Consider the following 13,550-nt stretch of genomic DNA (forward strand, 5'->3'; position numbering starts at 1 on the left):
TCTTCGCAAGGGCGTCAGACCCGTGAAAGGGCGTACACGGTGGTACGGCCCGCGGGGGCGGCGGGGGCGTCGGCGGCGGGGGCGCCGAACCACCGCCGCAGCGCGCGATCCACCGGGCCGCATCCCGGCGCCGCCCACGCGACATAGCCGTCGGGGCGGATCAGGATGCCCTCGGTGTCCGCCAGTTCGCTCTCGGCCTGGGGCTTGCCCGTCACGATGTCCACCCGGCCGGCCCAGCCGGCTGCCTCGCGGTAGGCGGTGGCGTCTCCGGTCAGGTTCAGCAGCACGCCGCGACCGGCGTGCAACAACTCGCCCACCCTGGTCCGCGCGCCGTCGATGTTGATCTCTTCGCCGGGGCGCATCCGCGCGCCGAGCAGCGGGTGGTCGCCCGAGCCCATGTCGTAGCGGATGTCGATCCCGCTGACGATGCCCACCAGGTGGCGGCTGACCTCGGGGTACTGGATGAGCTCGGTCAGGACGTCACGCAAGGGCTGCATCTCGTCCCCGTTGAGGAAGAGCAGGCCCTGCGCCCGCGTGTTGGTGAGCACCCGCTCCGCCACCCGGTGGCGCTCGGTGTGGTAGGAGTCCAGCAGCCCGCCGGGGGCGGTGCCGTGCACCTGGGCGGCGAGCTTCCAGCCCAGGTTCATCGCATCCTGGATGCCGGTGTTCATGCCCTGCCCGCCGGCCGGCAGGTGAATGTGCGCGGCGTCGCCGGCCAGCAGGACGCGCCCCCTGCGGTACTCGGTCACCTGCCGGGTGGCGTTGCCGAAGGAGGTGACCCAGACGGCGGTGCCGTGGCTGATGTCCTGGCCGGTGAGACGCTCCCAGCCGGCGGCCACCTCGGCGAAGCCCGGGGGCTCGGTCCGGCGTTCGGGCGGCGGCGGGTGGTCCTTCTCGCAGACGACGATCCTGGTGATCTCGTCGTTCAGCGGACCGGCCATGACCATTCCGTTGGGCCTGGTCTCACCGGTCCAGCGCGGCTCGATGTCGGCGCCCTTGACGTCGGCGATGAACATCTCGAGCGTCGCGGGCAGCCCGGGGAAGTCGAAGCCCGCCGCCTTCCGCACGGTGCTGCGGCCGCCGTCGCATCCCACCAGGTACTCGGCGGAGAACCGGCTCCGCCCGTCCGGCCCGTCGACCTCCACGCTCACGCCGTGGTCGTCCTGGCTCACCGCCACGACCTCGTGACCCCGCCTGATGTCGGCGTCGAGGCCCACGGCCCATTCGGTCAGCATCTCCTCGGTGCGTGCCTGCGGCAGGTCCTTGCCCACCCAGTGGGCGTCTTCGATCACGCCGAAGTCCAGGCTCAGGCCGCCGTAGTGGCCGACGTTGCTGGTCTCGACGTCGGGAAGCAGCGAGAGCAATCCGCGCTGTTCGAACACCTCCATGGTCCGCCCGGTGAAACCGAGGCCGCGGGACTGCCCGGTCGGCTCCCGCAGCTTCTCCAGGACGATGACGTCGACTCCGGCAAGTCGCAATTCCGCGGCCAAGGTGAGCCCTGCCGGGCCGGCGCCAGCAATGATCACGGACGTGTTCATCTCACTCTCCCGCGCTCGATCGTCGGACATCTCGGGGCGAATGCATTGGATCCGCTTACCAAAATCCACATCACGACCGGGAAGAGTCAAGCCGACTATGCAAGATCTATGTATATCATTGTCATGAAAGCGTCAATTGTAAGAGCCAGGTAAATCTGCCGGCGCCGTAGATCGAGTTGATGCCCGCGGATTCTGATCAGCCAAAGAGAACAATTACTTCTCCCCGCCCCGACCATTTCGACGCCGCAGCCGACCTCAGCGAAGATCGCCTAACGCGACTTCCGATTGCGGACACCGCGCACGCCGGGCTGCCCGAGCATCGGGGCGGGTTCACCGTCCAGGTGGAGGGTGATGGTGCCGGAGCGCGGCTGGGTGTTCGTGCGGGTCAGCTATCTGACGGGGAGGCCCGTGACGGTGCGGCCGATGACGAGGCGCTGGATCTCCGAGGTGCCCTCGAAGATGGTGAAGATCTTCGAGGTGAGCGTGTGACCTGCGTTTTTCCAGCTCACCCGCGAAATGGTCCCGTTCTTGCACGCTTCATCCCGTCTCCGATACGCCCTATCCCGCATGATCGACTCCCAGGCATCTCCCAGCCACTCCCCCGGCGGTCCCCTTGAACTCACGAGGTGCGCCGCAGGAGGTCACCATGACCATCACCACCGACCGGGCGGCCCTGCCCGCCAAGGATCCGCGGGAGCTGATGGACCGCGCAGTGTTTACCAAGCTGTCCGACCACGTCGCCAACCCTGATTGCGTGGCAGGCGCTCCCCTCGTGAACCGCATCGAGTGGGAGGGCCTGCCCTCTCATCTGCGCGACGCCGTCCAAGACGAACTCGGGCAGCCGGTGAAGGTCGAGCCGGTCGGCGAGGGGCGGCGCTCCGTGCTCGCCGTCGTCGTGCACCTCAGCGCCGGGCGGGTGTTCCTCAAGGGCGCACCGGATACAACCAGCGCGCGGTCGCGCAGCTCGGCCACGAGGCCGCGGTCAACCCGCACGTCCAGGTTGTCACTCCGGAACTGGTGTGCGACCTCGATGCGGGCGGGTGGCGGCTGCTCGGATTCGAGTATCTGGAGGGGCGGGCGGACTGCACGCCCGGCTCCCAGGACCTGGACGCCGCCCTCACCACGCTCGCCACAGTGGGCGGCTTGCGACTGCCCGCGGACGTGAAGGTGATGTGGTTCGAGGGCCGCTGATCCGACTACGCCGTGGTGCCGCAGCGGTTGCCCCAGATCGCCGGGCCGGCGCTGCTGCACACCTATCTGAACGCCGGGAACGTTCTGATCAGGGTTACGGGTGCGCGGCTGGTCGGCTGGGGGATGGCGTCCCGCGGGGCGCCGCTGGTGAACCCGGCCGACCTGGTCGTCAACCGCATCGCGCGCGGCCATACCCCTGGTGACGCCGAGGCCGCCGTGCGCGGCGTGGACGCCTGGCGGGACGCCGGCCCCGAGGTGGTCGACGACTACGCCAGGCTTCTGGCCCCGACGTGGCTGGAGGCGTTCTGGACACCCACCCATCCGTGGGCGCGGGCGGTGGTGGATGCGGCCGTCCGGTGGGCGATTTATCGGCGGGACCGCTCGTAGGCGAGCGCAAACCGCCCCGGCAAGGCCACCAACACCCCTGTCCAGATTTCCGGACAGGGGCGTTTCGTCTATTTCATCACAATCATGACGCGGATATCACAGTCATAGGATTCTGCGGCGATTTACGGGAAAGGTCGCCGATATCCGCAATTAACCCATACACAAACCCGCACGGTCGAATGAGCTTGAAAATGAGGGAGGACCTCCTGGCGAGGTGTGTGTCACCACAACATGCACATCTCGACCTGGAGGTCCTCGGTGGTCCACGCTAATGCCAAACTGACGCCGCGCGGCCGGTTGGAGCTGGCGCGTTGCGTCGTGGAGGAGGGGTGGCCGCTGCGGCGGGCGGCCGAGCGGTTCCAGGTGTCGCCGACCACGGCCAAGCGGTGGGCCGACCGGTATCGACTGCTGAACGCCGCCGGGATGACCGATCGGTCCAGCCGCCCGCACCGCAGCCCGTCACGGACACCGCGCCGACTCGAGCAGCGGATCTCCGATTAGTCCCTCAGTGGATCGAGCGGGGCAAGGAGGGTCTGGCCGCCTGCGCGAGGACTGCGGCGACCTCCGCTACTTGGCTCTCCGGCAGAGAACCGGTGGTCACGGCGAGGTGGGGTTCGGCGGGCGATCGGATCTGGTAGGGGGTGCCCGGGGCGACCCCGATGCCGTGGCTGCTGAGCATCATGAGCGCGGCCGCCTCGTTCTCCACCGGTACCCAGATGACAATGCCGTCCTTGCCGCCGATCCGGACTCCATGGTCGGCGAGCGCGGACACCAGGGCCTTCCGGCGCTGCGCGTACTCCCGCCGGGCGTTCTGGACCTGCTGCCTGGGCTCGGCGTGGTTGAGCAGGTCCCACAGCAACCGTTGCAGCAATCGGCTGGTCCATCCCTGGCCGAGGTGCCGTCGCCTGATCAGCGGTTCCATCAAGCTTGCCGGCCCGCCCACCGCGGCGAGGCGAAGGTCGGGACCGTGTGACTCGGAGTAGGCCCGGATGTGGACGGTCAGGCTCGGCACGTGCTCGCCGATGGTGACCAGTGGTGTCGCGGCGATACCTGCGCACAGGTCGAACTCGACGAGGAGGACGTCCCGGTCCCTCAGGACCGCGGCGATGTCTTCCGCCCGTGGCGGGGTCAGGCAGACGCCCGTCGGGTTCTGCGCGCGAGGCTGCAGGAAGATGGCGCGCACCCCGGCTTTGACGGCCTCGTGGACAGAGGCGGTGACCGGGCCGCTGTCGTCGAGGTCGATGGGGACGATCCGGGCGCCGGTCGCTTCGAGCAGGTCCAGCAGCGGAGGGTAGCTGGGAAATTCGACTCCGACGCGGTCACCGAACTGCAGGCACGTCATGGCGATCAAGTCGAGGGCGTCGGTGGCCCCGTCCGCTATCGTCATGACCTCCGCGCGAGAGGGCCAGTCCGCCAGCAGATGGTCGCGCAATTGCGGCAGGATCGGTTCGGCGAGGAAGCTCTCCAGCGCTCCGCCGCGACGGATGCGTGCCAGCGAAGGTCCCAGATCGGGCAGCAACGTCGGGTCCGGGAGTCCGGTGGAGAGGTCGATCTCGAAGTGTCCTTCGTACTGCAGCGCTCGGCGGTGTCGTACCGGTCCCTGCCCGACTCCGTCGGCGACGACTGTGCCGCGCGCGCCATCGGTATGAATGAGGTTCGCCCGCGCGAGCATGCGCCACGCCGCGCTCACCGTGGTGGGAGAGAGGCTCAGTTCCCGGGCGACCGTGCGTATGGACGGCAGTCTCTCCCCGGGAGCGATCGCATCCGCTCGTAGGGCCCGGCTGAACGCGTCGGCCAGCCCGCGGGCGCTGAGGTCGGTCAACTCCTCCTTGATTGCTTCGATCATGAAGGGCAATTTAGTACGTTTTTCTCCTTGTACCGGCATGCCGCCATACATTGGTCGGCCTCAGTCCGGCGTGGCGGCGCGGGCGGTCCAGCCGACCGGTCGCCAGGCGGTACGGTCCGGCCTGCCCAGCGCGACCCGGACCGCCGGGGGCGATGTCAGGGTGAACTCTGCGCTGCAGAACGTGGCCGTGGCACGCTCCGGCGTCGGTCGTACGCACAGGCCGTTGGCGGACGAACTCAGCAGCGTTTCCAGATGGCCGGATTCGCGGACTTCGTCGAGTCTGTCCGTGAGGACCCTCAGCCGTGCGTACGTCGTCGGTGAGTGCCGGCGACCCTCGGTTTGATCGCCGGTTCGGGACTCTTCTCCCTGCCACAAGGGATGGTTGGTGTGCAGGACCTTGTCGTCAGGCGGCCCCGCCGTACACCCCTGTGCGGAACACTCGTAACTCCGCAGGCCTTGCCGATCCGCGAGAGCGTAGTGCTGGCCGGAAGCATGGGGCACGGACATCAGGTAAGAGGCCGCGGAGGATGCGTCGCCGTGCTTGAGCAGTTGCCGGACGATGAAGGCCACGGGCATGCCGGTGCTCGCCGAGGGCAGCATTGCCAGGGTGTTCACGCAACAAGCCAGGCCGTTGACGTTGAGACCGAACAGCCCGATCATTCCGGCGGCGGTCATGATGAGTTGCTGGGGCTGATGGTCGTCGCCGGCTATCCGCAGCATGGCCTGGGAAGTGTCCATCGACACCGGTAGGTCCATGTTCTGGCCTTGCACGTAGGTGGAGTTGTGCCTCACGAGGGTGCCGATCACGCTGCATCCTGTGCTCGGATCGTCTCGGAACCGCCACTGCTCGTCCATCATGTTGTAGACGAGCAGGTCCTCTTTGGGCTGGTTGCTCGCGACGGCGATCGCCAGGACCTCCTCGTACAGGTCGGGACTCAACGTGGAGACGGTCCGGACGAAGCCGGTGGAGTCGAGGAACTCCCGCATAAAGGCCTTTGGGCTACGGCCGGTGCGCTCGCCCAGGTCCTGCCGCCAGCGGTCCAGGCCCTCGGCGATCAGGTCTCTGAGTGCCTCACCGTGGACGGTGCCGCGCGCCGGCCCGTCGCCGGACACGTCGATCAGTCTGCCGCGGTAGAGGTCGTGCTCGGAGGGGGCGAAGAGCTCGGGTCCACGGGGGCTCTCGGCGACGGAATCTTCGGGTGTGGCGCTCATCGCGGTGACTCGTTCCGTAGGGCCCGACCGGGCAGGCGGCAGAAGTACATTTCCCGAAACATAGGTGACACACCCGGCGCGAACAAGATTGTTCTTGTGCTGTCACATCATCTGGAGTATGGAAGGTTGTAACAGTACAAGATAAGTCTTGTGTGGCATTAGGGATGGGGCTACGGTGCCTTCAGTGTTCGAGGTTCGAGGAGGGACCGGATGCATAAGGAACTTCAGCCCGGAGACCGCCCTCAGCCTTGCGTTCGTCACGCGGGCCAGGTCCGTCGGCGACGGAATCGCGGCCACGTCCGTGCGGCCGGCGTCGATCGCGACCTGAGCATCCTGTGGCACTTCGAGCGATGCCGTAGCGAGGTGCCGCGCCTGCCGGGAAGCGACCACCTCGGTTCGCGGACCGGCAAGGCGCCCGCCCATGCCGCGCAGGACGACGCACTCGTCGAATAGTTCTCGCGTCTCCCGCTCGGCGACGCGAACAGCGCCGCAGCGTCCACGAACAGCTCCTCAGCACCCTGGATTCGCCGCCCTCGTTATCGCCGTTGTTCATTGACGTGGCCTCACATGAACTGCGGGTGGCTTTCTGAGCGGCCACGATCGATAGGAGAGAAAGATGGCGCGAAAACTGCCGCCATTGACGTCGTCGACTCGTGCGGGATACGTGCGCAAGGCCTGGTTGCCGGTCGCCTTCGCGATGTTCGCCGGCTGTGTCGCCTGCAGCCCCTCCAGTGGCGGTTCCCCCGCGAACGGCCGGTCGGGCACGCAGTTGGTCTGGGGTAAAGCGGCCGAGGCCGATGTGCTGGACCCGCCCGCCGCCGGAAACGCCACGTCCTGGGAACTGCTGCATCTCACCTACGAGAACCTCGTCGGCCTCGACGACAAGCTGAAAATCGTCCCGGAGCTGGCGAAGTCCTGGCGGCAGGTCTCGCCGACGAAGTACGTATTCGAGCTCCGCGAAGGGGTGAAGTTCTCCAACGGACGTCAGATGACCGCCGATGACGTCGTCGGCAGCCTCAAGCGCCTCATCGACCCCGCGACGGCCTCGATCTGGGCAGGCCAGGTCGGAATTCGCGGCGTCACCGCGACCGGAGACGGGCAGGTCGAGGTGACGCTGCTCAAACCCAAGACGCCCTTCCTCGCGGCATTGGCGGGCAGTCCCGCAGCCGTACTTCCGATGAAGGAATTGTCGGACGGAACCTTCGATCCAAAGAAGGAGCTGCTGGGCACGGGCCCGTTCAAGGCTGTCGCCCACTCACAGGCCGAGTCGTGGACATTCGAGCGGAATCCGCATTACTGGCGGTCCGGCCTGCCGAAGGCCGGCAAGCTCACGGTCCGCATCATGCCCGATGACGCCGCACGGGCGGCGGCACTGCGCGACGGCAGCGTGGATTTCACCAGCTTCGAGGCGCCGGATTCGGTCCGGCTGCTGCAGGGGCGCACGAACGTCAAGACGGTGGTGCAGGCGACCTCGGACTACTACCGGGTCGACGTCAACGCCAGGTCATCGATCTTCAGCGATGACCGGTTGCGGCAGGCGCTGGCTCTGTCGATCGACCGGGAGAGAATCAAGAACGTCGCGCTCGGCGGGGTGGGCCGGGCCTCGGCGGCCGTGCCACCGGCGTTCGCCGGGGTGTGTGATCCGGCGACGGTTCCCCTGGGTAAGCCCGACGCGCAGCGCGCCCGGCAGTTGGTGGCCGAGGCGGGAGCCACCGGCAAGACGGTGGAGATCAACACCATCTCGCAGGTCGCGATGTCCTCACCGATCGCGCAGGTGATCCAGCAGAGCCTCCAGGCCGCCGGTCTGAAGGTGCGCATCGTGCCGCTGGACCTCGGCGCCGCGATGAAGCGGGCCTACAGCGGCGGCCAGGCGGACTTCGACGTTCTCGTCAGCTGGTCGGCGGGCTACGCGGATCCGGCCATGGACCTGGCCTGGTACCACCCGGAACTCGTTGGCTTCAACAAGGGTTTCGTGAAGCCCGATCCGCAGCTGTACTCCCTGATCGACGGCGGCCTGGCCGCCGCACCGGACGAGAGCCGCACCAGGATGTTCGGCGATGCCTGTGACCGTATCGCGCAGAACGCCAACATCATTCCGCTGGTGACCAAGGAGGCCATCGTGGCCTACCGGTCCGACAAGGCCACGGTCAGCCTCATGTCGGTCGAGGGATACGGGCTCCCGTTGCGGCGGATGGCCGACTTCGGGGTGAAGTGATGACCTTGACCGGCGGAGCGCGATATTTCGCCGGCCGCCTGGCGACCGGAGCGGCGACCCTGCTGGCGATCTCCGTGCTCGTGTTCTCGGCGGTGCACCTGGTGCCGGGTGGATACGCCGAGGTCGTTCTCGGTCCGACCTCGTCACCGGAGGTGCGTGCGGCGCTGCGGGCGGAGTTCGGTCTCGATCGGCCGTTGCCGGTGCAGTACCTGGAGTGGTTGCGGCACGTGGCCACCGGGGACCTGGGCGTGTCCATGGGCACGGGCGAGCCGGTCTCCGACCAGCTCATCCGCCGGCTGCCCGTGACGGCGGAGTTGGCGGGGCTGGCACTGTCGCTGACCGTGCTGGTCGGTGTGCCGTTGGCGGTGCTGGCCGGTCTCTCGCGGGGGCGGTTCGGCCGAGGGCTGAGCCGGTTGGCGGGGTCCACCGCGATGAGCATCCCGGACTTCGTGCTCGGCAGCCTGCTGGTGTTCCTCTTCTCGCGTTTCGCCCTGGGACTGCCGGTCGGCGGTCACGTGCCGTTGGCGGAGGATCCTGTGGCGAACCTGCGGGCGATGGCCCTGCCGGCCCTGACGTTGAGTGTTTTCGGAATCGCGCTGGTGGTGCGGACCGGACGCGACGCCGTGGCAGCGGTGTTCAACGCTCCGCACATCACCACTGCCCTCGCGCGGGGAGAGCGCATGGCCCATGTGATCCGGCACCACGTTCTGCGGAACGCCGCGATTCCCGTGATCACGGTCCTGGCCACCTATGTGGGGTACCTCATGGGCGGTGCCGTGATCGTGGAGAACCTGTTCTCCCTGCCGGGCCTGGCGCAGGCCGTGCTGAACGGGATCCGCGGCCGTGACTACGCGACGGTGCAGGGACTGGTACTGGTCGCGTCGGCGGCCTTCATCATGATCAACATGCTGGCCGACATCACCTACGCCGTGGTCGATCCGCGGGTCCGGGAAGGTCACCGGAGATGACGAGGCCGCGCATGCCGTTTCACGGTGATCTCCTGTCCCGCGTGAGCCTGGTTGTGCTGCTCGGCCTCCTGGCGGTGGCGGTGCTCGGACCGTGGCTGCCGCTGGGCGACCCGGCGGCGGTGAACGTGGGGCCGCGGCTGGCGGCGCCCTCGGGGGAATGGTGGACGGGGACGGACAGTCTGGGACGATCGGTGCTGCCCCGGCTGGTCGAGGGGATCCGCACGACGTTCCTGCTGGCGGGGGTCGCCGTGATGGGGACCGTCGCGCTCGGCGTGGCGCTGGGCATGCTGGCGGCGTACTACCGGGGACCGATCGCGGAACTGATCATCCGGGGCGCGGACGTGCTGTTCGCGTTCCCGTCGCTGCTGCTCGCGATCCTGCTGGTGGCGATCACCGGGCCGGGCGCGCCGGGGGCGGTGATCAGCATCGTGTTGATCTGTAGCCCATTGATGGTGCGGGTGGTGCGCGCCGCGTCGTTGTCCGTCGTGGGCCGCGACTTCGTGGTGGCCGCACGGGTGGGCGGAGCCGGCCCGGTACGGATCCTGCTGGTGCACGTGCTCCCGAACGTCGCCGGTACGGCGGTCGTCCAGGCGACGTACGCGCTGTCGGTCGGCATGCTGATCGAGAGCGGGCTGAGCTTTCTCGGGTTGGGGCTGCAGCCCCCCAACGCCTCGCTGGGGTCACTGGTGCACGAGGGCGCGGTGTACCTGCCGATCGCGCCCTGGCTGGTCCTGATCCCCGGTGCCCTGCTCGCGCTGGCCATCATGGCCGTCAACCTGGTCGGCGACGGGTTGCGCGACGCGCTGGACGTGCGTGGTGTGGAGGTGCGCCGATGAATCCGGAAACGGACCCGTCCGCCCCGGTGCTGGCGTTGAGCGACCTGGTAGTCGAGTACGCGACCCGGCACGGCCGTCTGCGATCTCTGGACGAGGCCACGTTGAGCGTGGCGCCAGGACAGATCGTGGCGCTGGTCGGAGAGTCCGGGTCCGGGAAAAGCACACTCGGGATGGCCGCCGGCCGGCTGCTCGCCTCGAACGCTCTGCACGTCGGCGGGCGGCTGTCGTTGGCCGGCCGGCCGGTGTACGGCTCCGGCGCCGTGGACGGTGAGCCGCTGCGGGCGCTGCGGCGTGACGTCCTGGGTTTCGTGTTCCAGAACCCGGTCACCGCGCTGGACCCCACCATGCGGATTCGGCGGCAGATGGAGCTGGCCTGCCGCGGTCGGCGGGAAGACCGGCATGAGCGGCCCGTCGCCGAGCTGCTGCAGGAGATCGGGCTGAGCGACGTGTCACGGGTGCTGCGGTCGTACCCGCATGAGCTGTCCGGTGGGATGGCGCAGCGGGTCGGCATCGCCATGGCGCTGCGGCGGCGTCCCCGGCTACTGATAGCGGACGAGCCGACCGCGGCTGTGGACGCGACGCTGCGGGAGCAGATCCTGCGACTGCTCGTGTCCAGATGCCGCGAGGTGGGATGCGCGCTGCTGCTGTTGACCCATGACCTCCACGCGGTGGCCCAGCACACCGAACAGATCGCCGTCATGTACGGCGGCCGGGTGATTGAGCACGGCCCCACGGCCGAGGTGCTCGATCACCCGTCGCACCCGTACACCCGCGCCCTGGTCGCCGCGTTGCCGGGCGCGGAGAAGCCCGGCCAGCGGTTGGAGGCGATCCGCGGCATCCCGCCCGTGCTGCACACGGCATGCCCCGGCTGCGCTTTCGCCCCTCGCTGCCCCGACGCCCTACCGGAGTGCCGCAGTACGCGTCCGGTGTACGCCGCCGTCGGCGGCCGGAAGCTGACCTGCCACCTGCACACCGGCGGGACGGCCAGCCGTTCCGCGGCGTCGGCCCGCAACGGTGCCGACCGTGATCCAGCCGACGACGCCGACCGGGACCACCACGGGCAAGGGCGGAGGACCGCGACGTGAGGACCAACAAGCCGGACATCATCGATGCCGGCCCGCGACCGGTGGCGGCGGCGCGGGATGTCGTCGTCACCTACCGGACCGGCCGTGGCCGGAACGCGGAACCGCTGCACGCCCTCAAGGGCGTCTCGCTGGACGTCATGCCAGGCCAGACGGTCGGCCTGGTCGGCGAATCCGGCTCCGGCAAGACCACCCTCGGCCGGGTCCTGCTCGGCCTGGTGCGCCCCACCAGCGGGCAGGTCATGTTCGATGGCCGGCCGGTCACGGGCCGGGGCGCGGCCCGACGCCTGCGAGGGCGCCTCCAGGTCGTGCTGCAGAACCCGGACTGGTCGCTCAACCCCACCCTGCGTGTGTGGCGATCGGTCGCCGAACCGCTCGCCGTGACCGGCGCGATCCCCAGGCGCGACCGCCGCGCGGCCGTCGAGGACATGCTCATCCTGGTCGGTCTGGACGCCGGCCTCGCCGACCGGCACCCCCACCAGCTGTCCGGGGGGCAGCGGCAACGCGTCGCCATCGCCCGGGCCATGATCACCCAGCCTGACCTGATCGTCTTCGACGAGGCCGTCACCGCTCTCGATGTCTCGGTCCAGACACAGGTCCTCAACCTCATCCGCGACCTGCAGGCCGAGCGCGGCTTCGCCGCCTTGTTCATTTCGCACGACATCACCGCCGTCCGCTACGTCTCCCACCGCGTCGCGGTCGCCTACCGTGGCGAGCTCGTCGAGACCGGCCCGGTCGAGCGCTTCTACGACCGGCCTCTTCACCCCTACACCCGGGACCTCATCAGCGCCCTCCCCACCCTCACGTCCGGATCGACCCGTCACGAAGGGAACAGCCTCGCATGACAGTTCAGGCAACCAGGACCGCATTCATCGGTGCCATCCTGATCGATGGCACCGGATCGGCGCCTCTGGCGAATTCGGCGGTGGTGGTCGAGGACGAGCGCATCACCTGGGCCGGGTCAGCCACGGAGCTTGACCGCCCCTCCGATGTGCGAATCGTCGACATCAGCGGCAAGTATCTGATCCCCGGGCTGTTGGACGCCAACGTGCACCTTCTCATCCATGTGGATCCCGACGTCCTGCTCAGGTACGACCCCGGCTGCTACGACGAGCTCGTTCTAGAGGCGGCGCAAGTGGCGCTGCGCGCGGGGATCACCACGGTGTTCGACACGTGGGGCCCGCTGGAGTCCTTGCGCCGCGTCCGGGACCGGATCAACGCGAGGGAGACGGTCGGGAGCCGGATATTCTGCGCCGGCAACATCATCGGCAACGGCGGGCCCTACTCCCCCGACTTCTTCCCGGACCTCGCCGCGGGTCTGAGCTCGGCCGTTGTGGACCGCATCAACCAGCACTGGGAGCAGGGTGTCGGCGCCGAACTGACGTGGATGTCCGCTGAGGATGTCCGCCTGGCCGTGCGCGAGTACATCGCCACCGCGGGCATCGACTTCGTCAAGTACGCGGCGAGTTCCCACGCGCACAGCAGGTTCATCGCGCTCTCGCCCGACGCGCAGCGCGCGATCGTCGAGGAGGCGCACGCGGCGGGGATGACCGCGCAGGCGTGCGTGCAGTCGCCGGAGGCCCTCAAGCTCGCCATCGAGGCAGGCGTCGACCTGCTCCAGCATGGCGATGTCACTGGCCTGCGGCCGATGCCGCAGGAAACCCTCGACCTCATCGTTGAGCGGCGACTACCGTGCGCCGCGTTCTTCTACACGCGTCGCCACACAGCCGCGTTCCAGGAGCGCAAGCCCCACTGGCACGGCAACAACGCCTGGGGCGAGGTCATGGTCGTGAAGGAGGCCAACGACCGGAACCTGGTCAAGGCGGGCGCCAAGCTGCTACTGGCCAACGACATGGGGGTCTACGGGCCGACGGCGGAGACGAGTCCCATGTGGGGGCCGTTCCAGGCCGGTATTCCCGATGTGCCTACGCACCTCGGACGCTCGCACATCTTCTGGCTGAGGGCCGCCGGCGAGCACGGCCTGACACCGATGGACGCGCTGCTCGCGACGACGAGCAACATCGCCGAGGCGTACGGCAAGGCGGACGAACTGGGCACCATCCGGCCAGGCAGGCGGGCCGACCTGCTCATCCTGGACGGCGACCCCCTCGACGACCCCGAGAACTACGCCCGCATCGCGCACATCGTGAAGGATGGCAAGTTCGTCCACCACGACCGCCTTCCCGAGCATCCGGTGCTGACGCGCTAGCTCGCACCTGCCGGATCCAGCCACGCGGCGCCCCGACCCGCTGCCAGTCCGTTGTCAACGAAGGGA

The 13,550-nt window shown here is 68.6% G+C and carries 12 protein-coding genes and 1 pseudogene; 9 read left to right on the forward strand and 4 right to left on the reverse strand.

All coding sequences use genetic code 11. The annotated features are described in order from the left end of the window. Positions 1 to 14: 14 nt before the first annotated feature. Together ETD83_RS07630 and ETD83_RS45265 are read right to left on the reverse strand one after the other, a co-directional pair. Positions 15 to 1,538 carry an FAD-dependent monooxygenase gene (locus ETD83_RS07630; protein ID WP_138644354.1) on the reverse strand — a complete coding sequence of 508 codons (1,524 nt, stop codon included), beginning with the start codon at positions 1,536 to 1,538 and terminating at the stop codon, positions 15 to 17. A 389-nt stretch (positions 1,539 to 1,927) separates the two neighbouring features. Beyond that, positions 1,928 to 2,047, reverse strand: a complete 120-nt coding sequence (locus ETD83_RS45265; protein ID WP_268920423.1) for an acyl-CoA dehydrogenase family protein — start codon at positions 2,045 to 2,047, stop codon at positions 1,928 to 1,930. 508 nt (positions 2,048 to 2,555) lie between these two features. On the opposite strand from ETD83_RS45265, the gene ETD83_RS42290 reads away from it, so the two are divergent. From ETD83_RS42290 to ETD83_RS07645, 3 genes and pseudogenes are all read left to right on the forward strand, one after another. Beyond that, positions 2,556 to 2,729, forward strand: coding sequence for a hypothetical protein (locus ETD83_RS42290; RefSeq protein ID WP_171064065.1), 174 nt, complete (start codon positions 2,556 to 2,558; stop codon positions 2,727 to 2,729). A 15-nt stretch (positions 2,730 to 2,744) separates the two neighbouring features. After that, positions 2,745 to 3,116: a hypothetical protein gene (locus tag ETD83_RS07640; RefSeq protein WP_138644355.1), complete on the forward strand. Its 372-nt coding sequence runs from the start codon at positions 2,745 to 2,747 to the stop codon at positions 3,114 to 3,116. 258 nt (positions 3,117 to 3,374) lie between these two features. Then, a pseudogene (locus tag ETD83_RS07645) lies at positions 3,375 to 3,608 on the forward strand (leucine zipper domain-containing protein); the annotation flags it as partial. Between the two features lie 13 nt (positions 3,609 to 3,621). Here ETD83_RS07645 and ETD83_RS07650 read toward each other — a convergent pair. Next, a complete protein-coding gene (locus ETD83_RS07650; protein WP_230420755.1) occupies positions 3,622 to 4,962 on the reverse strand; it encodes an aminotransferase-like domain-containing protein in 1,341 nt (446 codons plus the stop codon). A gap of 60 nt (positions 4,963 to 5,022) precedes the next feature. Then, on the reverse strand, positions 5,023 to 6,174 hold the full coding sequence (locus tag ETD83_RS07655; RefSeq protein ID WP_138644357.1) for a C45 family autoproteolytic acyltransferase/hydolase: 1,152 nt from the start codon (positions 6,172 to 6,174) through the stop codon (positions 5,023 to 5,025). A gap of 616 nt (positions 6,175 to 6,790) precedes the next feature. Here ETD83_RS07655 and ETD83_RS07660 point away from each other — a divergent pair. The 6 genes from ETD83_RS07660 to ETD83_RS07685 are packed head-to-tail and all read left to right on the forward strand — an operon-like array spanning position 6,791 to position 13,484. Then, the gene (locus ETD83_RS07660) at positions 6,791 to 8,389 is read left to right on the forward strand and encodes an ABC transporter substrate-binding protein (protein ID WP_138644358.1); all 1,599 of its coding nucleotides are present in this window, start codon (positions 6,791 to 6,793) and stop codon (positions 8,387 to 8,389) included. After that, positions 8,389 to 9,357 (forward strand): ABC transporter permease, encoded by a 969-nt coding sequence (locus tag ETD83_RS07665; RefSeq protein ID WP_138644359.1) that lies wholly within the window; start codon positions 8,389 to 8,391, stop codon positions 9,355 to 9,357. Before ETD83_RS07660 ends, ETD83_RS07665 begins: the two co-directional genes overlap by 1 nt. Before the next feature lie 41 nt (positions 9,358 to 9,398). Beyond that, a complete protein-coding gene (locus ETD83_RS07670) occupies positions 9,399 to 10,193 on the forward strand; it encodes an ABC transporter permease (RefSeq protein ID WP_205717538.1) in 795 nt (264 codons plus the stop codon). Continuing rightward, a complete protein-coding gene (locus tag ETD83_RS07675) occupies positions 10,190 to 11,278 on the forward strand; it encodes an ABC transporter ATP-binding protein (protein ID WP_138644361.1) in 1,089 nt (362 codons plus the stop codon). Before ETD83_RS07670 ends, ETD83_RS07675 begins: the two co-directional genes overlap by 4 nt. Beyond that, on the forward strand, positions 11,275 to 12,120 hold the full coding sequence (locus ETD83_RS07680; protein ID WP_230420752.1) for an ATP-binding cassette domain-containing protein: 846 nt from the start codon (positions 11,275 to 11,277) through the stop codon (positions 12,118 to 12,120). The genes ETD83_RS07675 and ETD83_RS07680 overlap by 4 nt, the downstream gene beginning before the upstream one ends. Continuing rightward, positions 12,117 to 13,484, forward strand: a complete 1,368-nt coding sequence (locus ETD83_RS07685; protein WP_138644362.1) for an amidohydrolase family protein — start codon at positions 12,117 to 12,119, stop codon at positions 13,482 to 13,484. The genes ETD83_RS07680 and ETD83_RS07685 overlap by 4 nt, the downstream gene beginning before the upstream one ends. Positions 13,485 to 13,550 lie beyond the last annotated feature (66 nt).

Source organism: Actinomadura soli (genome assembly GCF_005889715.1).
In the GTDB taxonomy this organism is placed as follows: domain Bacteria; phylum Actinomycetota; class Actinomycetes; order Streptosporangiales; family Streptosporangiaceae; genus Spirillospora; species Spirillospora soli.

Coding starts and splice junctions, on each gene's coding strand:
- ETD83_RS07630 (WP_138644354.1), bottom strand. CDS start 1,538: ATGAACACGTCCGTGATCATTGCTGGCGCCGGCCCGGCAGGGCTCACC.
- ETD83_RS07650 (WP_230420755.1), bottom strand. CDS start 4,962: ATGATCGAAGCAATCAAGGAGGAGTTGACCGACCTCAGCGCCCGCGGG.
- ETD83_RS07655 (WP_138644357.1), bottom strand. CDS start 6,174: ATGAGCGCCACACCCGAAGATTCCGTCGCCGAGAGCCCCCGTGGACCC.
- ETD83_RS07660 (WP_138644358.1), top strand. CDS start 6,791: ATGGCGCGAAAACTGCCGCCATTGACGTCGTCGACTCGTGCGGGATAC.
- ETD83_RS07665 (WP_138644359.1), top strand. CDS start 8,389: ATGACCTTGACCGGCGGAGCGCGATATTTCGCCGGCCGCCTGGCGACC.
- ETD83_RS07675 (WP_138644361.1), top strand. CDS start 10,190: ATGAATCCGGAAACGGACCCGTCCGCCCCGGTGCTGGCGTTGAGCGAC.
- ETD83_RS07685 (WP_138644362.1), top strand. CDS start 12,117: ATGACAGTTCAGGCAACCAGGACCGCATTCATCGGTGCCATCCTGATC.